General features: G+C 47.0%; 16 protein-coding genes. 3 read left to right on the forward strand and 13 right to left on the reverse strand.

What is annotated here, in order from left to right; translation table 11 throughout:
- Nucleotides 1-8: 8 nt before the first annotated feature.
- The 4 genes from C805_RS17365 to C805_RS17375 form a co-directional block, all read right to left on the reverse strand.
- Nucleotides 9-2,075, reverse strand: coding sequence for a glycoside hydrolase family 31 protein (locus tag C805_RS17365; RefSeq protein WP_016215246.1), 2,067 nt, complete (start codon nt 2,073-2,075; stop codon nt 9-11).
- 164 nt (nt 2,076-2,239) lie between these two features.
- The gene (locus C805_RS17370; protein ID WP_016215247.1) at nt 2,240-3,559 is read right to left on the reverse strand and encodes an aspartate kinase; all 1,320 of its coding nucleotides are present in this window, start codon (nt 3,557-3,559) and stop codon (nt 2,240-2,242) included.
- 123 nt (nt 3,560-3,682) lie between these two features.
- Complete coding sequence (locus C805_RS25365) at nt 3,683-3,874, reverse strand: hypothetical protein (protein WP_155957643.1); 192 nt, start codon at nt 3,872-3,874, stop codon at nt 3,683-3,685.
- Nucleotides 3,871-4,482: an MATE family efflux transporter gene (locus C805_RS17375; RefSeq protein WP_016215249.1), complete on the reverse strand. Its 612-nt coding sequence runs from the start codon at nt 4,480-4,482 to the stop codon at nt 3,871-3,873. Before C805_RS17375 ends, C805_RS25365 begins: the two co-directional genes overlap by 4 nt.
- Before the next feature lie 238 nt (nt 4,483-4,720).
- Here C805_RS17375 and C805_RS17380 point away from each other — a divergent pair, with 238 nt between their 5' ends.
- Both C805_RS17380 and C805_RS17385 read left to right on the forward strand, forming a co-directional pair.
- Nucleotides 4,721-5,455, forward strand: coding sequence for a LytR/AlgR family response regulator transcription factor (locus C805_RS17380; RefSeq protein WP_016215250.1), 735 nt, complete (start codon nt 4,721-4,723; stop codon nt 5,453-5,455).
- 9 nt (nt 5,456-5,464) lie between these two features.
- Nucleotides 5,465-6,754, forward strand: a complete 1,290-nt coding sequence (locus C805_RS17385; protein ID WP_016215251.1) for a GHKL domain-containing protein — start codon at nt 5,465-5,467, stop codon at nt 6,752-6,754.
- A 142-nt stretch (nt 6,755-6,896) separates the two neighbouring features.
- Here the strand turns inward: C805_RS17385 and nifJ are convergent, their stop codons facing one another.
- Together nifJ and C805_RS17395 are read right to left on the reverse strand one after the other, a co-directional pair.
- Nucleotides 6,897-10,433 carry a pyruvate:ferredoxin (flavodoxin) oxidoreductase gene (nifJ, locus tag C805_RS17390; RefSeq protein ID WP_016215252.1) on the reverse strand — a complete coding sequence of 1,179 codons (3,537 nt, stop codon included), beginning with the start codon at nt 10,431-10,433 and terminating at the stop codon, nt 6,897-6,899.
- A 184-nt stretch (nt 10,434-10,617) separates the two neighbouring features.
- Nucleotides 10,618-12,876 carry a GGDEF domain-containing phosphodiesterase gene (locus C805_RS17395; protein WP_016215253.1) on the reverse strand — a complete coding sequence of 753 codons (2,259 nt, stop codon included), beginning with the start codon at nt 12,874-12,876 and terminating at the stop codon, nt 10,618-10,620.
- 392 nt (nt 12,877-13,268) lie between these two features.
- On the opposite strand from C805_RS17395, the gene C805_RS17400 reads away from it, so the two are divergent.
- Entirely contained in the window at nt 13,269-14,909 is a 1,641-nt protein-coding gene (locus C805_RS17400; RefSeq protein WP_016215254.1) for an ABC-F family ATP-binding cassette domain-containing protein, read from the forward strand.
- Between the two features lie 69 nt (nt 14,910-14,978).
- Here the strand turns inward: C805_RS17400 and C805_RS17405 are convergent, their stop codons facing one another.
- The 7 genes from C805_RS17405 to lepB all read right to left on the reverse strand — a co-directional run bounded on the left by C805_RS17405 (nt 14,979) and on the right by lepB (nt 21,149).
- Entirely contained in the window at nt 14,979-16,010 is a 1,032-nt protein-coding gene (locus C805_RS17405) for a M42 family metallopeptidase (RefSeq protein ID WP_016215255.1), read from the reverse strand.
- A 64-nt stretch (nt 16,011-16,074) separates the two neighbouring features.
- Nucleotides 16,075-16,941: a peptidoglycan editing factor PgeF gene (gene pgeF, locus C805_RS17410; RefSeq protein WP_016215256.1), complete on the reverse strand. Its 867-nt coding sequence runs from the start codon at nt 16,939-16,941 to the stop codon at nt 16,075-16,077.
- A gap of 24 nt (nt 16,942-16,965) precedes the next feature.
- Nucleotides 16,966-17,334 carry a YraN family protein gene (locus C805_RS17415; protein ID WP_016215257.1) on the reverse strand — a complete coding sequence of 123 codons (369 nt, stop codon included), beginning with the start codon at nt 17,332-17,334 and terminating at the stop codon, nt 16,966-16,968.
- 57 nt (nt 17,335-17,391) lie between these two features.
- Complete coding sequence (locus C805_RS17420) at nt 17,392-17,676, reverse strand: EscU/YscU/HrcU family type III secretion system export apparatus switch protein (protein ID WP_031201377.1); 285 nt, start codon at nt 17,674-17,676, stop codon at nt 17,392-17,394.
- Nucleotides 17,677-17,797: 121 nt separating this feature from the next.
- Nucleotides 17,798-19,699, reverse strand: a complete 1,902-nt coding sequence (locus tag C805_RS17425) for a flagellar hook-length control protein FliK (protein ID WP_196811087.1) — start codon at nt 19,697-19,699, stop codon at nt 17,798-17,800.
- Between the two features lie 5 nt (nt 19,700-19,704).
- Nucleotides 19,705-20,475 (reverse strand): ribonuclease HII, encoded by a 771-nt coding sequence (locus tag C805_RS17430; protein WP_016215260.1) that lies wholly within the window; start codon nt 20,473-20,475, stop codon nt 19,705-19,707.
- Nucleotides 20,476-20,519: 44 nt separating this feature from the next.
- Nucleotides 20,520-21,149, reverse strand: coding sequence for a signal peptidase I (gene lepB / locus C805_RS17435; RefSeq protein ID WP_022751224.1), 630 nt, complete (start codon nt 21,147-21,149; stop codon nt 20,520-20,522).
- Nucleotides 21,150-21,153: the final 4 nt, after the last annotated feature.

Consider the following 21,153-nt stretch of genomic DNA (forward strand, 5'->3'; position numbering starts at 1 on the left):
TTTCATCCTCAACCCTTATCTGCCGCAGAAACTTCCACAACCAGTTTTTTACTGTGGACAGGATTTTCATAATCCTTCCCGTATCCGTCATCCTGATACCATTCATATTCTGCCCTTTCCGTGACAAAATGCAGAAATTTCAGTTCCTGGCCTTCCAGCGCGTCCATATACTGGCCGGAATCCGTATAAGGTACAATTTTTTCCGGACGAATAAAGAACACCACTTCATCCAGCGGAATTTCAATATAATAATGGCCCTGCTCCAGTATCTCAGTCTCCGTCTGTTCCATACTCTTTAACCTTACCAGCTTCATGGGCTCCGGCAGATACACATATCTTCCCCCGGCATTCTGGGTATAAACCGGTGCAATCATAATGCTCTCTCCCAGCAGAAGCTGATCCTCCACTTCTTTCGCATGTTCATCTTCCGGATATACAAAAGCAAGAGGCTGAAACAGCATTTCATTCCCAAGGGCCGCTTTCATGTATTCGCTGTAGAGATACGGCATCAGGCCATAGCGAATCCCAATGAGATTGCGGAAAGTTTCCGTCTGAGTGAAACGGTAACATTCCTGCTCTCTGGTACCCAGAGCCGCATGGTTGCGCATCAGAGGGGTAAAAATCCCCAGCGCCAGCCAGCGCAGCAGCAAATCCTCCGTAACATCTGAGCCAAATCCGCCCAGATCTGCCCCGGTATACAAAAATCCGCACATATTCAGGGACGGAAGCATTTTCAGGTTCATCAGCAGATGAGACCACCAGGACTGATTATCTCCCATCCAGATTCCTCCGTAACGGTGCATGCCAATATAGGAGGAACGGGAGAAAATCAGAATCCTTTTTTCCGGCTCCAGCTCTTCAAAGGCTTCCCCCGCCGCTCTTGTCATGCCGAAGCCATACAGATTGTGCACTTTGTCATGGCGGATTTTTCTGCCATCCATATCGTGGTAAAAGCTCTTATAATCCTCCGGATTATTGGCCAGTCCGTTGACCAAATCTTTCAGTGCAAAGGTTTCCCACATATCCAGATTCCGGCTTTCTATGGATTTGATTTTCTCCATCACCGATTCCAGATTTTTCTCGGAATAGAAAATGGCCGGCTCATTCATGTCATTCCAGAATCCTTCAATCCCCTGTTCCAGCAGGAACTGATATTTCCTTCCAAACCAGTTTCTGGCCTCCCGGTTCAGCACGTCAGGAAAATGTACTTTTCCAGGCCAGACTGCTCCCGTAAATTCTTTTCCTGTCTCATCCTTGCAGAAATAACCATGCTCCAGGCCTTCCTCGTATACATCATAGCCCTGTTCTGTCTTTACGCCGGCATCAATAATAGGCACCAGATGAATATGCTCCTGCTTCATTTCTTCCACAAACTTCCGGAAATCCGGGAACCGTTCCTGATTTACGGTAAAATCCTTAAAATCCTCCATATAGTCAATATCCAGATACACGCTGTCCAGAGGAATCCCATGGTCCCGGTATCCTTTTACCACTTCCCGGATATCCTCCGCACTCTGATATCCCCAGCGGCTCTGGCCAAATCCAAAGGCCCACCGGGGAGGGATATAGCTTCTTCCGATTAACTGCCGGAACGCTTTTACAATTTCCCTTATACTGTCTCCCTCCAGAATATACAAATCCAGATTCCAGTCCTCCGGCGTAATACGCAGCTCGTCCATCCGTTCATATCCCATATCCAGCGTCAGTTTCCCAGGATAGTCCAGGAATACCCCAAAAGTTTCCTGCCCGTCCACCACAAAGAAATTATGGGCCCCGTACAGGGAACGTCTGTCTTCTGTATGATTTGGGTCATCCGTACAGTTGCTCTCATAAATCCAGCCCCGTTTGTTTATTCCCCTGATATTTTCTCCCAGACCATAAATCCGTGTTTCCGGCTCCAGCGGATACAACAGGTAATCCTTTTGTTCCATGGTCTCCTGTAAATTGATCCCGGATGATTCTGTGCTCTGTATCCGGGTGAAATACGGAAACTCTCCCTTTGCTTCCGGCAGGTTCTGTACCACCGCTTCTGTATTAATAGGATTTCCAATGGAAAATCTGCGTATTCTGCTCATAGACTCATACTCCTTCTGTTTTGTTCCTGACTATTCTAACATATCTTCCTCAAAATTTCTTCCGTATTTTGACATTTCTCTGAAACTGTTATAAAACAAAACAACAAAAAGGCACATGAAAAAATTCTGCATTTTCCACACACCTTTTCATATCTGCTGCAATTTTATATCTGAGTCACCACAAAAATATCGTAAATGGCCCGAATTGCTTCTTCAAAGTCACTGTTCTGCACACCGATAATAATATTCAGCTCACTGGACCCCTGATCAATCATTTTTACATTTACATTCACATGGGCAAGAGCGGAAAAAATTCTTCCGGCTGTCCCTCTGGTGGATTTCATTCCCCGGCCTACCACAGCAATCAGCGCCAGATTCCCTTCCAGATCTATGCTGTCCGGCTGGGCAAGACGATGAATTGCAGACAATACCTGCTGTTCTTTTCCTTCAAATTCCTCCTGATGGACAAACACTGTCATGGTATCTATACCAGAAGGCACATGCTCAAAGGAAATTCCATGCTCTTCAAAGGCTGAGAGAACTTTTCTGCCAAATCCCACCTCCGCATTCATCATATCTTTATCAATATTGACTGCCACAAAGCCTTTCTTCCCTGCAATTCCGGTAATGGTATAATCCGGCTGGCGGCAGGTGCTCTCCACAATCAGAGTCCCTTCATCCTCCGGGGCGTTTGTGTTGCGGATATTGATGGGAATCCCTTCTTTGCGCACAGGAAATACCGCATCCTCATGAAGGACGGTTGCACCCATATAGGACAGCTCCCGCAGTTCCCGGTAGGTAATTACCTTGATAACTTCCGGCTTTTTGATAATCCGGGGATCTGCAATCAGAAATCCTGACACGTCAGTCCAGTTCTCATAAATATCTGCCCGTACCGCTTTTGCCACAATGGAACCGGTAATGTCAGAGCCTCCTCTGGAAAAGGTCTTCACTCTCCCGTCTTCTCTGGCGCCGTAAAATCCGGGAATCACCGCATGCTCACAGTCTTTCAGCCGCCGGGCTAAAATCTGATTGGTCTTATCCGCATCGAATTCCCCGTTTTCTCCAAACACAATCACTTCCGCCGCGTCTATAAATTCAAAGCCCAGGTAATTTGCCATAATGATTCCGTTTAAATATTCCCCGCGGGAAGCCGCATAATCCGCCCCCGCTTTTTTCCGGAAATTTTCCCCTATCACTTCAAATTCCCTGTTCAGAGAAAAATTCAGGTTCAGCCCGTTGATAATGGAATCATACCGTTCCTGTATTTTTTTCAGCAGAGATGTAAAATTCTCTTCTGCTTCTGCCAGCTCATAGCACTGGTAAAGCATGTCTGTTACTTTCGTATCTTTGGCGTTGCGTTTTCCAGGCGCGCTGGGCACCACATACCTGCGATTCTCATCCGCCCGGATGATTTTCCCGACCTTTGCGAACTGTCCGGCATTTGCCAGAGAACTTCCGCCAAACTTTACTACCTTTATCATGTCCCCACTCCTTCGGATTCTTCAAAATTCTTCAAAATTTCACTGGACATTTTACCATAAAACCTTCCATATGGGAACTGATTTTTTGAATTTTCCTGTCTTTTTGGCAGCAGCCCGGCTTTTTTAAGAGATTTCCGGCAGGCTCCCCATCCATTTCCCTTTCCGGAATATAAGGACAGAAATCAGAAACCGCACCCATTCTTCCAGGGACAGGATAAAATAAACCCAGGGAATGGACAGATTCCATACAAAGGCCGCCACAACTCCCAGCGGAACTCCGAACAGCCAGGTACCCACGAAATCCACCGTCATCACATAACCGGTTTTCCGCCGCTCCTTAAAATACCGCCGCCCAGAATCATATTCTGAACTTTTACCGGCGCTATCAGTGCAAAGGCTTCCATAATCTGCCATGCAAGTTCTTTTACCTGCCGGCTGACACCGTACATCTCCACATAATACCGGCTGCACAGAATCAGCAGAACAGACAGAACTCCGGAAGCTACCAGCCCGTATTTCATCAGCTTTAAGGACTCTTGAAAGGCCCGGTCATATTCTTCTCGTCCAAGGGTTTTTCCTGTCAGAATTCCGGCCGCCTGAGCCAGTCCGCTCAGCATACCCATAAACAGAACCTGCATCGGTGTGGTCAGGGTCATGGCTGCGCAGGACTCCGTACCGATATGTCCGTAAATAACCGCATATACATTTTCTCCCAGACTCCAGAAAAATTCACATGCCAGAATAGCCAGCAAAATTCCCGCCATACTGGGAATATACCGTCTTTCTTCCAGAAGCTCCTGCACCCGCCGGACCGTCCTGGGCGAAACTTTTTTTGTTTTCCCGTGAATGACATTGGAAACGGTGACAGTGCTTACCCCCAGTTCATCTGCAATATCTGCAATGGTCACTCTTTTTTCTGACATAATCTTTCTCCCTGTTACTTTTCCTTCCTCTGGCTGCTCCGGGAACAGGCCTTGCATTTTCCATATACTTATATTATAATACTTATAAATCTGACCCCGTACAGATATACCATAACCTGTCCGGCAAATGACAGGTTATGGTATAAGCCGGCCTTATCATATAATTTAACATAACATATACTGCAAAATAAATACAGTTATGTAATTGTTTTTGCAGTATTTTTTTGAGGAAAAATAAATGAAAATTGCAATCTGTGATGACAGTATGAAAGATTTGGCAGCAATTGAGCTTCTGCTGAAAAAATACAGGGCACTTTATCCCCAGGCAGAATTTACCACAGAGAAATTTGTAAATCCTTCTCACCTGTCTGAAAAAATTCGGGAAAAAAAGATGGCTGACATTTATATCCTGGACATTATCATGACCGGGACAACAGGCATTGATATCGGCAATCAGATCAAACGTTCCGGCAGCGACGCCGCCATTATTTATACTACCTCTTCCGATGACTTTGCACTGGATGCCTATGACGTGCACGCAGTAAGGTATCTTTTAAAACCAATCACCGAAGATAAATTTTTTGAAGCCATGGATTATGCCCGCTCTTACCGTGAATCCAAAAGGGGGCCTCTGTATCTGGTGAAAACCAGAACCGGCATGGTATCCATCCCCTGTTCCAAAATTGAATATATTGAAAACGCCTCCCGTATGCTGAACGTATATTTAACAGACGGCTCTGTAATTACCAGTATTTTTATCCGTAAATCTTTTGATGATGAGATAAAAGACCTGATAACAGAAAAAAGTTTTATGCAGGTTCACAAATCTTTTCTTGTCAACCTGAATTATATAAAAAAACTGGAAGGAAACAGCATTACCATGGACAGCGGCACTCATATTCCAATCAGTAAAAAGAACACCGCAAACGTAAAGAGACAGTACCTCACCTTTATTTCAGAACAGTACAGATAAGGAAACAGCATGAATTATTTTAACAATATCTCCTATATGATCAGTCATTTGTTTTTAATGGCATTTCTCTACCTGTTTATCACTCACCGCTATTCTGAAAGGGTAACCAGGCTGATCTGCCTTTCTTCTTTTCTGCTGTTGAATTTCACTGACATAATCAAGCTGAATATATTTCCGGACAATGATATATGCTACTTTGCTGTTACTCTCCTGCAAATCTGCGTGACTCAGCTCACGGGCATTCTGATTTCCAGAAAAAGAAACAGCAAAGTCCTGTTTATCGGCCTGAGTGCTTCCAATTATACGATTCTGGGAAGCGCTTTTGCGCCCATTCTGCTGATTCAGACACAGAATACGGCGCTGGCCCTGACGGCAAATTTTGCAGTGCATTTTGTCATATTGTACATACTTTATAAAAGCCTCCGAAACATATGGCTCAGGCAATATGAAACGGAATACACCAAAGGCTGGTGGGAACTTTGCCTGATCCCTGTCTTTTTTTACTGCAGTTTTTCCTGTATTGCATTTTTTCCTTATACCCTGTACGACAATCCCCAGAACATTCCGGGTATCCTGTGCATGATGATTACCATGTGCGTGTCTTATGTGGTGGTGCTGAGATATATTGAAAGTGATTCCAAAAGAAAAGATATCTATTACAAAAATGTACTGTTTGAAACTTATATCAGGGGCCTGGAAGATCAGTATTATATGGTGGAAAAATCCGAAAAGAAACTCCGGATCCTGCGTCATGACATGCGCCACTATTCCAGAATCATTCATCAGCTCCTAAGCCAGGGGGAATATGAGGAAATCAACAAAATCATACTTCATGTCAATGATGTTATGGACGAACATAAAGTGACCTGTTACTGTAAAAATCTGATTGTCAACACCATTATCTCTGAGATGATAAAGTGGACAGACAAATTCGGTATCAGGGTAACGCTGGATCTTTTGGTTCCGGAAAAAATTCCGGTCAACGATTATGAATTTACCGCGGTGATTGCAAACCTGTTTGAAAATGCCATAAGATGTGTGAAAAACTATGAAAAGGAACAGCGCTGGATAGAAATGAAAGTCCACTGTACCCAGGAACATCTGCTGATTCATGTAAAAAATGAATGTCATGACAACATTGCCTTTGACGCCGGAACCGGGCTTCCCAAAAGTGAAAAAGGCAGAAATCACGGTCTTGGCATGCAGAGTGTGCTGACATTCTCCGATAAAACGGAAGGAACCATAGACTGCTTCTGTGAAAACCATATCTTCCAGATTATATTATTCATAAAATTCTGATTCCCACAGAAAAAGAATTTCAAACTTCATATAGAAGAACAAAAAAACTCCCCTCCGGAATCCGGAGGGGAGTTTTTCTTATCTTAAAGGAACGACCCGCCGCAGGCGGAGAATCCTGCAAAGCAGGATTCTTCGTTCCATCTTATTTATCACCGTATAAAGTGATTAATTTGTTCAGATATTCATAACGCTCTTTTGCATGTTTCTCAGATACAGCAAACAGTTCTTCTGCTCTTTCCGGATTGAATCTTGCAAGGGCATTGTAACGAACTTCTCCGTTCAGGAATGCCTTGTAATCTCCGGTAGGTGCTTTGCTGTCCAGGGAGAATGCTGCTTTTCCTTCTTCCTTCAATGCAGGATTGAAACGGAAGTTATGCCAGTAACCAGCTTCTACAGCGTTCTTCTCTTCTGTCTGAGCTTTGCTCATACCAACCTTGATACCATGGTTGATACATGGAGCATAAGCGATAATCAGGGACGGTCCCGGATATGCTTCTGCTTCTGCAAGAGCTTTGATACACTGATTGTAATCAGCACCCATTGCAATCTGTGCAACATATACATAGCCGTAGCTCATTGCGATAGAAGCCAGGTCTTTCTTCTTCACTTCTTTTCCGCCTGCTGCGAACTGTGCAATTGCTCCGGTAGGTGTAGCCTTGGAGGACTGTCCGCCAGTGTTGGAGTAAACTTCTGTATCGAATACCATTACGTTGATATCCTGTCCGCTTGCCAGAACATGGTCAACGCCGCCGAATCCGATATCGTATGCCCATCCGTCACCACCGAAGATCCACTGGGATTTCTTAGCCAGGAAATCTTTCTCAGCAAGAATTTCTTTGGAAGCGTCACATCCGCATCCTTCCAGAGCTGCAACTAATTTATCTGTAGCTGTTCCGTTTACAGCGCCGATTCCATAAGTGTCAAGCCACTCTTTTCCTGCTGCTGCAACGTCTGCATTTTTGCCTTCTGCTACCAGGGCTTCTACTTTTGTTTTCAGTTTTTCTCTGATTGCCTTCTGAGCCAGCAGCATACCATAGCCGAACTCTGCAGCATCTTCGAATAAGGAGTTGGACCATGCAGGACCATGTCCTTTTTCATTAACGGTATAAGGTGTGGACGGTGAAGAGTTACCCCAGATGGAAGAACATCCGGTTGCATTTGCAATGTACATTCTGTCACCGAACAGCTGTGTAATCAGTTTTGCATAAGGTGTCTCACCGCATCCGCCGCAGGCTCCGGAGAACTCAAGCAACGGCTGTTTGAACTGAGAACCTTTTACGGTATTCTCTTTAAATTTCTCTACTACGTCCACTTTCTTCTCTGTAGTCAGACCATAATCGAAGAATGCCTGCTCGCCCACATTTGCTTCGCAGTTCTGCATGGTAAGAGCTTTCTCGCCCTTCTTGCCAGGACATACATTTGCACAGGAGCCGCATCCGGTACAGTCAAGCGCGGAAATGGTCATGCTGAACTTGTACTCCGGCATTCCTGTCATAGGAAGTGTCTGCATTCCTTCCGGTGCATTGGAAGCCTCTGCTTCTGTCAGAGCTACCGGACGGATAACTGCATGAGGACATACATAGGAACAGATATTACACTGGATACAGTTTTCCGGATTCCATACAGGAACGTCAACTGCGATACCGCGTTTCTCATATGCAGAAGAACCGGAAGGAGTCTGTCCGTTTTCGTATTTCTTAACAACGGATACCGGAATTCTGTTACCTTCCTGTCCGTTTACCGGAATCTGGATGTCGTTTACGAAATCAACAACATCTTTTCTGTCTCCGGTTGCAACCTTTGCAAAGCTCTCATCCTGAGCGTCTTTCCAGCCTGCAGGTACGTCAATCTTAACAACTCCGGTTGCTCCGGCGTCGATTGCATCGTAGTTCATCTGTACGATCTTGTCGCCCTTCTTGCCGTAGGTTGCCTTTGCAGCAGCCTTCATCAGCTCAATGGCTCTTTCTTCCGGAATAATAGCTGCCAGTTTGAAGAATGCGGACTGAAGCACGGTGTTGATACGTCCGCCAAGTCCGATTTCCTTACCAATCTTAATACCGTCGATGGTATAGAACTGGATATCGTTTTCCGCAATGTATCTCTTAACCTGTCCAGGCAGATGGTTTTCCAGTTCTTCCGGAGTCCAGGAGCAGTTCAGAAGGAATGTTCCGCCCGGTACCAGTTCCTGAACCATGTTGTACTTGCGTACATAGGAAGGATTGTGACATGCCACGAAGTTCGCCTGTTTGATCAGGTAAGTAGATTTGATTGCTTTCTTACCGAAACGCAGGTGGGACATGGTAACGCCGCCGGATTTTTTGGAATCATAATCAAAGTATGCCTGAGCAAACATGTCTGTGTTGTCACCGATAATCTTGATGGAGTTCTTGTTTGCTCCAACAGTACCGTCAGCTCCCAGACCCCAGAACTTACAGTTGATGGTCCCTTCCGGTGTGGTAACCGGATCTTCTTTTACTTCCAGAGAAAGGTTGGTTACATCATCATAGATACCGATGGTGAATCTTTCTTTCTCAGTGTTGTTGTATACAGCGATAATCTGTCCCGGTGTGGTATCTTTGGAACCTAATCCGTAACGGCCGCTTGTAATCTTAACAGCGTCGAATTTGCTTCCCTTTAATGCTGCTACCACATCCAGATATAAAGGCTCGCCAAGAGAGCCAGGCTCTTTGGTTCTGTCTAATACAGCAATGGTCTTAACCGTATCAGGAATTGCTGCAATCAGTGCTTCTTTGCTGAACGGACGATACAGACGTACTTTTACAACGCCCACTTTCTCGCCTTTTGCCATTAAGTAGTCAATGGTCTCATCAATGGTATCACATACGGAACCCATAGCAATGATGATTCTGTCGGCATCAGCAGCTCCATAGTAGTTGAACAGTTTGTAGTCTGTTCCGATTTTTTCATTTACCTTGTCCATGTATTTCTGTACGATTGCCGGTAATGCATCGTAAGTGGAGTTACAGGACTCTCTGGTCTGGAAGAAAATATCCGGGTTCTGAGCAGAACCATCCTGACGGGGATGATTCGGATTCAGTGCATTCCTGCGGAATGCGTCGATTGCATCCAGATCCACCATGTCTTTCAGGTCTTCATAATCCCATGTTTCAATTTTCTGAATCTCGTGGGAAGTACGGAATCCATCAAAGAAATTGATGAAAGGAAGATGTCCTTCCAGTCCTGCACAGTGTGCAACCGGAGTTAAGTCCATAACTTCCTGTACAGAAGATTCGCAGAGCATTGCCGCACCGGTCTGACGGCAGGCATATACGTCAGAATGATCACCAAAAATGTTCAGTGCATGAGTTGCCACGCAACGCGCGGATACATTAAATACGCCCGGAAGCCCCTCACCTGCAATTTTGTACAGATTGGGAATCATCAGCAACAGTCCCTGAGATGCAGTATAAGTGGTGGTCAGAGCACCTGCTGCCAGTGAACCGTGTACCGTACCTGCTGCTCCGGCTTCAGACTGCATCTCTGTTACCTGAACAGTCTGTCCGAAAATGTTCTTTCTTCCCTGTGTTGCCCATTCATCAGTAGCTTCTGCCATAACAGAAGACGGTGTGATGGGGTAGATGGCTGCAACATCTGTGTATGCATAGGAAGCATGAGCTGCTGCATGGTTACCATCCATGGTTTTCATAGATCTTTTCATTACATTTTTCCTCCTGCCTGAATTTGAATGTAACATCTTCATTGTTACAATTTAACCTGCTGCTGTCCGCCCTGCCGACTCTGCGGCACTCTTTCCGCCGATACCCGAAAAGACCGGCCTGACAATAACAGATTCTTCCTTTATACTATAATAATTGTGACTGAAAAAATCAATAGTTTTTCGCTTATTTCATGTATTTTTCCTGAAACACCTCCATGGGCATGGGGCGGTCGAACAAAAAGCCCTGGCCATAACGGAATCCGCAGTCTACAAGGAACTCTCTCTGCTCCTGCGTCTCTATTCCTTCAAAAATCACTTCTTCCTTGACGCTCTCAATTAATCTGCCCACATTCCGGATAAATTCCTTTGCATTTTCACGGGTTCCCTGGTTCAGAAAACTCCGGTCGATTTTCACAATATCCGCCGGAATATCGAGAAGCATTCCCAGAGAGGAATATCCGGTCCCGAAGTCGTCAATAGCCACCCGGAAGCCGGCCCGGCGCAGCTGCTGCACTTCTGTTTTCACCAGCTCGTAACCTGACACAAACAGGCTTTCCGTTATTTCGATTTCAATATATCCCGGCTCAATCCGATAGGCTTTTGTCAGCGACAGAATCCGCTGGTAAATTCCGTTCTGCTCAAAATGGCTTCTGGAGAAATTCACGGAAATCACCGGAGGTTCTTTTCCGGCCTCCAGCCAGTTTCGCATATAAATCAGCACCTGTTCATACACATAAAAATCCAGTTCCACAATATACCCTGTTTTCTCCAGCAGGGGAATAAACTGTCCCGGTGATTCCACTCTTCCATCCCCTTTCTTCCAGCGCACCAGCGCTTCTGCGCCGGAAAGGACAAACCGGGACAGATGAAATTTGGGCTGTACATATACCTGAAAGCCTCCCTCCTTCAGGCTTCCCTGAAATTCCGCCAGTATCCGCTTTTCTTCCTCCCGCTGACTGCGCATTCTGCTCTCGTACACTTTGCAGAATGCATTGTGATTTCCCTTAATGCTCTTTCTGGTAAGATTGGCATTTTCAATGGCCATGTCCAGATTTTCATCTTTGCTTTCCATAAAATAAATGCCTGTGGTCAGTTTTATATTGCAGGAAGGATAATACTCTTTCTGGCGCCTGGTGAAATTCAGGCTGATCTTCACAATATTTTGCAGCACGGATTCCCGGTCCGTATCCCACAGAAAGGTAATAAACAAATCTGAATACAGCCTGCAGGACACCATCCGTCCGTCCCTTCGGATCATGGCGGCAAAATCCCTGAGAATCCCGTTTCCCGCCTCATGGCCGAAATTATCATTCAGATAGGAAAAATCATTGATATCTGTATAAACAACGGCATACTGCCTGCCTTCCTGCCAGCGCTCCAGTTCCTGCCGTACCCGGCTTTTAAAAGCCTCTTCCACATAGAGCCCCGTCAGCAGATCCCGCTTTTTCAGGCGCAGAATGGCCTTCTGATCCTCTTCCCGCTGTACCCGCAGGGCCACAAACACAGAAATCATCCGGGACAGTTCCAGGAATGTTTCCTTTTCAAAATCGGTCCACTGTCTGGGCTTTTCCATATCGCAGAAAGACACATACCCTTCTCCCCGTTCAAACCATGAAAAACCGCAGTTTACCAATGCCCGCATTCTCCGCTCCCGGAACACCGCCTTATCAGATTCCGATACATGGCTGTCTCCCAGACAGTCGTTGATATAAGCCAGTCCCCAGTCGTCAAATCCTTTGAAAAAACCGTCCCAGTTCTCATATTTATCCACAAACTGAAGGCTGGTCAGAATACCCTTCTCTCTGGTCCAGCAGTTTGTCTGTATCAGTTCCTTTTTCTCCCTGTCACATTCCAGCACCGCCACAATATCCAGGTCATACTGTCTTCCGATCCGTTCCATCAGAAGATTCAGAGAATCGTTCACATCCCTGGCATGGGAAAGCAGGGTAAAAGCCTGGGAGATGAAATCCATGTCCTGTATCTGTCCCGCTTTATACCGGCCGTTACCCGCCTCTGGCTCCTCCATTCCGTTCCGGCTGCCCTGGATTGCCGCAAGAAAATAAGGTACACTGCCCTCATAATAAAACAGACGGATTTTCAGTGTGAGATGACGTCTCTTCCCGTCATGGCCGCAGACGCGCACCTGGCACTGCCCCACACTGTCACTGCGGATCACCTCTTCCATGACTTCCTTCAGACATGCTCTGTCCTCCTGATCCAGAATGCGGGAAAAATCACCTTCCACTGCCTGTATCTCTTCCTGCGTATACCCTGCCTCATGAAAAAATTCTTCATTGCCCCTTATCAGCTCACAACCTTCAAAACCTCGAATAACTGCACAGCCCACAGGCATTTTCTCAACTGCACAGTCAGACGCTTTACCGGTCTCCTCTGACCCGGCCTGCCCTCTGGGACATATTTCTCTGATCTCCTGTTTGTCCATAAAAGCATTCTCCGTTTCATTGTTCCCTTCTTTTACGCGGCTCTTTATTTTCTTTCTTATTCTTAGATTAGGGTGTCAAACGCACCTTTGGTGCGGCGCACCCTTTTGACACCCTGATCTTTCTTAGTGAAAGCCGGCTGCTTTCACAAATAAATTTCATTAATCCCAATCATAGCAAATATTTCCCCTGTTTTCAATTGTTTTCCTTGAAAATACAGGGATTTTATGTATAATAGTTACTGTCTGCTTTATCAGGGCCGGCGCCCTGCGCTGACCAGAACATAAACAGCAGCGTATCATGCCATAAGCACTGCGGCATATGGTATGGCGCCATGCCCTGCGGACTGTATCATTTCATGAAAAGCAAAATTCAGAAAAACGAGGATTTTAATATGATCAGTGCAAACAATGTAACTCTCAGAATCGGAAAAAAGGCGTTATTTGAAGATGTGAATATCAAGTTCACCGAAGGGAACTGTTATGGCCTTATCGGCGCCAACGGAGCCGGAAAGTCCACCTTTCTCAAAATTTTAAACGGACAGTTAGAGCCCACCAAAGGAGATGTTTTTATCACTCCGGGCCAGCGGCTCTCTTTCCTGCAGCAGGACCATTTCAAGTACGATGATTTTACAGCGCTGGACACTGTTATTATGGGAAATCAGCATCTGTACGACATTATGAAAGAAAAAGACGCCATTTACATGAAAGAGGATTTCACCGATGAAGACGGTATCCGTGCCAGCGAACTGGAAGCGGAATTCGCAGAGATGGACGGATGGAATGCGGAATCGGACGCAGCCCAGCTCTTAAACGGTCTCGGTATTGAAACGGAATTCCACTATGCTCTTATGAAGGATTTAACGGGAGAACAGAAAGTGAAAATCCTGCTGGCTCAGGCGCTGTTCGGCAACCCGGACATTCTGCTTCTGGACGAGCCCACCAACCACCTGGATCTGGACGCCATCGCATGGCTGGAAGAATTTTTAATCAATTTCAACAATACGGTTATTGTGGTATCCCATGACCGGTATTTCCTGAACAAAGTCTGCACCCACACTGCGGATATCGACTACGCCAAAATCCAGCTTTATGCAGGAAACTATGATTTCTGGTATGAGTCCAGCCAGCTCTTAATCCGTCAGATGAAGGAAGCCAACAAGAAAAAGGAAGAAAAAATCAAAGAACTGCAGGAGTTTATTTCCCGGTTCTCCGCAAATGCTTCCAAATCCAAACAGGCTACCTCCCGGAAAAAAGCGCTGGAAAAAATTCAGCTGGATGAAATCAAACCTTCCAGCCGGAAATATCCCTATATTGATTTCCGACCCAACCGGGAAATTGGAAATGAAGTGCTTACCGTTGAAAATTTAACCAAAACCATTGACGGCGTCAGGGTACTTGACAACGTATCTTTTATTGTGGGACATGACGATAAAATTGCATTTGTGGGAAGCAACGAAACTGCAAAGACTACCCTGTTTAAAATCCTTGCCGGAGAAATGGAACCCGACGAAGGCAATTACAAATGGGGCGTAACCACCAGCCAATCCTATTTCCCCAAGGATAATACGGAAATCTTTGACAACGACCTGCAGATTGTGGAATGGCTGACCCAGTATTCTGAAATCAAGGACGCCACCTATGTCCGGGGCTTCCTGGGCAGAATGCTGTTTGCCGGGGAAGATGGCGTAAAGAAAATGAAGGTGCTGTCCGGCGGGGAAAAAGTACGCGTGCTTCTGTCCCGTATGATGATTACCGGAGCGAATGTTCTGATTCTGGATGAGCCCACTGACCATCTGGACATGGAATCCATCACCGCCCTGAACAACGGACTGATGAAGTTCTCCGGCGTCCTGCTGTTCGCTTCCAGAGACCATCAGGTGGTACAGACCACTGCCAACCGTATTATCGAGTTTCTTCCAAACGGCTCCATGATTGATAAAATCACCACTTATGATGAATATCTGGAAAGCGACGAAATGGCCAGAAAACGTCAGGTGTATTCTACCAGTAATGCGCAGGAAGAAGACGACTGACCGTAAAAAGACCCTGCCGCTCTTTAGCGTGACAGGGTCTTTCCTGTTAAGATAAAAAATCCGGAACTTTTACAGTAAATAAGCCTTCAGCAGTTCCAGCGTGGCCTTTACTCCGTCCACATGGCTCCGCTCATAACCATGAGAGGCATAGACGCCCGGACCAATCAGCCCATGGCGGCAGTCGTAGCCTGCGCTCAGTGCAGCGTCCGCATCGGATCCGTAATGGGGATAAACGTCCGGAGCAAAATCAATGTCATGTTCTTTCGCCGCTTTTATCAGGCCGCTTACCACCGGATAGCTGTAGGGCCCCACACTGTCTTTCACACAGATGGATACCTGTTGCTCCGTACAGTTCAGTCCTTCGCCCACACATCCCATGTCCACCGACAGGATTTCCGTTACGCCTTCCGGTACGGTTCCGCAGGCTCCATGCCCCACTTCTTCATAGACGGTAATATGATGGTAAATATTCCGTTTGGGCGTAATCTTCTCTTCTTTCATATATTTTGCAAATCCAAGCAAAATACCCACACTCAGTTTATCATCCAGAAACCGGCTTTTGATATATCCTTTTTCCGTAATCACGGTTCTGGGTTCAAAGGCCACAATATCCCCCGCCATAATTCCGAGTTTTTCTGTCTCTTCTTTAGAACTCACCTTTTCGTCCGGCACCACCTCCATGGTACTGAAACTCCGTCTGGCAGTGCTGTAATCGTCGTTTACATGGACAGAGGCATTTTCCAGCTGAAAGGTCCCTTCATATACACCGTCAGACCTGGTTATGATCCGACAGTTTTCCCCTTCCGTATTATTGGGATTCAGACCGCCCAGAGGGGATACTTTCAGCCTGCCGTTCCCTTTGATTTCACAGACCATGGCTCCCAGCGTATCCATATGGGCTTCCAGCAGGATCCCGTCTTTTTCCTTTTCCCCTCCCAGATTCACCAATACGCCGCCTTTTACGGTTTTTACCGGTTCATATCCCAGTAAGCGGTAGGTATTCATCAGATACTCCGCCGCTTCCTCTGTGTATCCGGTGGGACTGTCTATGGCCAGAATGTTCCTGGTCTGCTCCAGAATATATTCCATTATTGTTTCCATCTTTTCCTCTTTTCCTCCTGTAATTACTTTCTGTACCACCTGTCTGGCATACCGGCTCTGCTGTTTACTTCAGGTAAAGAAATGCCCCAAGATTTCCCCGTTTTCCATGGCTGGCCCGATGGGAGAACAGCAGTTTGTGGTTGCAGCAGGTACATAGCCTGGTTACTGCCAGGTGTTCCTTCCGGATGCCTGCTTCTGACAGAACGATTTCATTGGCCCGCCATAAATCAAGCTGGTATTTTCCATTTCCTTTATTCTGCAAAATCTCGTCTCTGTGACCGGAAAATTCCTGTTCAAATTCCAGGGCCACATCTTCACTGACCTCATAGCAGCTCTGGCAGATGGAGGGGCCAACAGCGCAGACCACATCCTCCACCTCCGTCTGAAATTCCCGCTTCATGGCTTCCAGTGTGGCTTTTCCCATACGTCCCACGGTTCCCCGCCAGCCGGAATGAGAAAGTCCAATGGCCTTTTGTCTGGTATCCACAAAATACAAAGGCACGCAGTCTGCAAAAAAAGCAGACAGTACCAGCCCCGGTTCATTGGTTATCAGACCGTCCGTATCGGTATATCCACGCTCCCTGAGCAACCCCTTTCCTGCATCTTCTCTGCCCACACGTCTCACATTGGTGGTATGGGTCTGGTCTGTCAGCACAAAATCCCCATATGCTGTGCCAAGAGCCTTTGCAGTTCTGCGGAAATTTTCTTCCACGGCCTCTCGCTCATCTCCTCTGGCAAAGCTCAGGTTCAGACTTTCAAACATCCCTCTGCTGACGCCGCCCAGTCTGGTGGTAAAGCAGTGCCCTGCTATCCCGGTTTCCTCCAGCAGAGGAAAATACAGGCAGGGAAACATTCCTGTCTCTGTCTCCACCTGTTTTAACACCGGCACCTGTTCCTGCCCTCTGTACTGAAATGCAATGTGCTTCTCCATAACCGCTCCTTCCTGTTTTACCTCTTATCGCTGAAAAGAAAATGCATGTTCCACATGAATGATCTCTGTGCCCAGAATTCCTATTACATCGAACCGGCAGGGTGTTTCTTCCCCATAGCCATGGCGGAAACAGTAATATTCCGCCGTTTTGCAGATACGCCGCTGTTTGAAACGGTCCACTGCTTCCAGGGGATGGCCGCCTTTTCCATCTTTACGGTATTTCACCTCTGCAAATACCAGATACTTCCCCTGTTTTGCCACCAGATCTATTTCCCCGTACCTGCTGCGGAAATTTGCCTCCAGAATCTGATACCCTTTTTCCTTCAGAAATTCTGCCGCCTTCTGTTCGAAGGCTGTGCCCAGGCTGCGGTTCTTATTTCCTGCTTTTCCCAACTTATACTATCCCTTCTGTTCTCCCGGAAATTTTCCCTCTGAGTCTCCTGCTGCCATCTATCGCAGTTTTTCCCGCATTCGCTCCATATCATCCACAAATACCAGAATTTCCGCCACCACTTCATACAGTTCCGGCGGTATCATATCGCCGATTTCCAGTTTGGACAGTGTTTTTGCCAGTTTGTCATCCCGGTAAAAAGGGATGTTGTCTTCTTTTGCTTTCTCAATAATCCGCTCCGCCAGATGTCCTTTTCCGGTGGCAATGATTTTCGGTGCGGTTTCTCCCGGATTGTAGGCTATGGCCACAGCGGTTTTCTGCTTTTCACCCGATGCGGTTTCCATGGTCACCAGCTCTTTTGTATTTTTGTATCTCGTTCCATCCATGGCCCTTTGGCTCCCTTCCCACATAATGTTCACAGACTGTATACTGTATTTCTGTTTACGGTCTGTATGGGCATAGTTTCTATGCCTTCACATCAAAAGAATACCGGTGCAGTTTCCCGGCGGGCTTTTCCTGCTCTAAAAACTCCTGGGGGGATTCTTTCTGCAGCTTCCGGTTTTCCACTTTAATTTCGCAGCTGTAGCCTTTCTGCTCCAGACGTTCTACCAGCCTGTCTGTAAATCCTGTAATCAGACGGTAAGATTTCTCGTCTTCCAGATAAAAATCCGTCTGCACAGACTGTCCGTGCATTTTCACATAAATGTCTGTGGAGCCGAGATGTTCCATATCCAGGTGAAGCAGTGCAGAGAGATCTCCCTCCTTCTCCCGCAGGCTCTTCTTGTTGGTATACACATACAAATCACTGTGAGCATTCTGCTGCTGCAGCTTCAGAGGAAGCTGTACATAGGTGTACACCTGATTTAACTGATTCATAAAATCCAGATTATTCCGGACGGACTGGGCCGTTTTTGCCAGAGCGCTTCCTTCCTTTCCTGCCTGGGAAAGAACCTGCTGCAGCTCCGTCATCTGCCGGTTCAGACGCTGGTACAGTTCCTTTACCGCCCCTTCTTCCTTTAATTTTTCCGGCGTCAGCATCCACTGCTCTGTCATGGCCTGCTTCATCAGGTTTTTCACCTCTTTTGAGGAAAACAGCTTTTTCATGGCCCCTCCGTCTGCATGTTCGCTGTTTTCCAACAGCTTCATCATCTGCTGTAAAAGCTCTCCGGCAGACAAAGCCGTATTCAGTTTTCCCTGGGGAAGAAGCTGCTGATTCTCTGCCGCACCGGAAAATTCTTTCAGCATGGAAGCCAGATTTTCCTGCTGCTCCCCGGTCAGAACCCTGTCTATGGGATTCTGGCCCTGTAGGCTGTTGTCCTGTCCGGCAGATTCCAGCGTCTCCGGGGAAACTCCCACTCCGCTTTGTATCAGAGACTCCGCACCTGTTTTCCCGGTGAGGCTTTCCGGCGCCCCGGTTCCCGGCGCCGCCATGGTTCCTTCGGCAGTTCCTTCCTGCAGCCCCGGATTCAGAATATCACTTCCTTCTGCCATGGATTCCGGAACCTGCTCCATAGCGGAACGGAAAAGCTCCGGATTCTGTACCGTCTGATCTGCTGCCCCGGTCTGTGCTTCTCCTGAAACCATTCCCTCTCCCTGAGGGATTTCTCCCAGCAGAATTTCCATAATCTGCTGCTGAATTACGGGAATCTGACCTGTCTGCCCGCCGGCTCCCGCTGCAATATTCTGCCCGCTGCCTCCCAGCATAAAATTCTCCGGAAGTCCCTGTCCCTCCTGTCCGAACAGCTGCTTAGGCAGACTGGCAAGACCATCCATCAGATTCTGCAGATCCGGCAGGATTGCCTGCTGGCCGTTCTGGTAATTCTGGAACTGATTCAGGGAATTTTCCGTAATCCGAAATCCCAGTTTCTGCATCTGCACCAGCGTCTGCATGTCTGCCTGGGGAAAGCCTGCCACTGCCCGGGCCATCTGCATCAGACTGTTTCTGTCTATGGGAAGCTGCTCCATCATCATCTGGTTTACCATGGACAGATTACGGGGATTTACTTTCAGACCCGCTGCTTCCAGCGCTTTTAACAGGGTGGGGTTCTGAGCGCTCTCTAACGTCACAGGGCGGATGGAAATCTGTTCTTCTGTGGTGCCCTTCACTTCAAACAGCATGGGCTGCCCTTTTTCCAGTGTGACTCCTGCCTCCATTCTGGCCTGTATGGTACTTCCGTCGCTCAGTCCCAGGGTTACCTGACCGTTGCTTTTGATGTCCGTCACCATTCCTTCAAATACTCTGCCCGGAACCATCTCCGGAAGCCGGCCGGCGGGACGCACCGCTGCTGTTTCTTTTACACTGTTTAAGGTCTGGGTATTGGAGGCTGTATTGGCCTGATATTGATGAACGCCCTCTAAAAATGACATATCCATCACTGCCTTTCTATATTTTTAATAAAGGTCTGACGGTGTATGGGCGACGGTCCAAAAGTCTGAATCGCCTGTATATGTTCTCCAGAGCCGTATCCTTTATTTCTGGCAAATCCATACTCCGGCATAATTTTGTCGTATTCCACCATCAGCCTGTCTCTGGTTACTTTCGCAATGATGCTTGCCGCTCCGATGGAAATGCTTTTTGCATCTCCTTTGATAATGGGAACCTGGGGAATAGAAACCTGAGGGATAGTCACAGCATCATTTAATAATATATCGGGCGTCAGGGATAAATTTTGAATAGCCTGCCGCATGGCCTCATAGGTTGCCTGCAGAATATTGATTTCATCAATTCTGGCGGGGCTTACCATGCCGATTCCCACAGCCAGAGCCTGCTCCATAATCACCTCATAGAGTTCCTCTCTTTTTTTCCCGCTGAGTTTCTTGGAGTCATTGATATACAGTATCCTGCAGTCTTTGGGCAGAATCACCGCACCGGCAACCACAGGGCCGGCCAGCGGGCCTCTGCCCACCTCGTCGACTCCGCATACATATCCTGTCTTCTCATACTGTTTTTCATATACCCTCAGCTTTTCAATCCGGTCCCGCTCCTGTTCCAGCTTTTCTAACCGCCTCCTGGCCTGCTGCAGCAGTTTCTGAACCCCCAAGCGGCTGTCATTTCCGTATTCAGAAATAAAGGCAGGCAGCATCGTCTCCTCTGCTGCCTGTAATTCCTCTTTTATCTCACTGATTTTCTTCTGTTCTCCCACTGTACGCTCCTCTTATCCTTAAATGTCTCCGGACAGTTCCGGAATCACTCTTCCTGCTGATGTTTGATAAACCCAATCCGGTCAAAGGGATAGAGACGCAGCCAGGCTCTTCCGATAATATCTTCTCTGAGGATTTTACCCACACTGGGATCCCGGCTGTCTGAACTTGCGTTCCGGTTATCTCCCAGCACAAAATATTCTCCGTCCCCCAGTTCTATGGGAGAAGCAGCCTCTCCTGGGTCTAAAATAATCTCTCTGCCATAGGACTCTTCCAGAACTTCTCCGTCAATGTAAATATTCCCCTCATCGTCAATCTGTACCGTCTCGCCCGGCAGACCGATAATCCTCTTGATATAATAGGTATCTTCCTTATACCGGAAAGGAAATACAATGATGTCAAATCGCTCCGGCTCATGGAACCGATAGCTGATTTTATCCACAATCAGATTATCTCCGTCGCTGAGGGTATATTCCATGGAGGTTCCGCTGACCTGGGTACGCTGTCCCACATAGTGAATCACCAGATACGTCACCAGAAATACAATTGCTATATACAGAATAAAACTGAGGGTCTCTTTCACCATATCGGACTTATCCCTGGGAGACTTCTCCCGCCCCTCTTTTTTATCTCTGCGCTTTTCTTCCTGTTTCCTGTCCTCTTCCTTCTTATTCATAGCC

It is taken from the genome of Eubacterium sp. 14-2 (assembly GCF_000403845.2).
GTDB lineage: Bacteria > Bacillota > Clostridia > Lachnospirales > Lachnospiraceae > Petralouisia.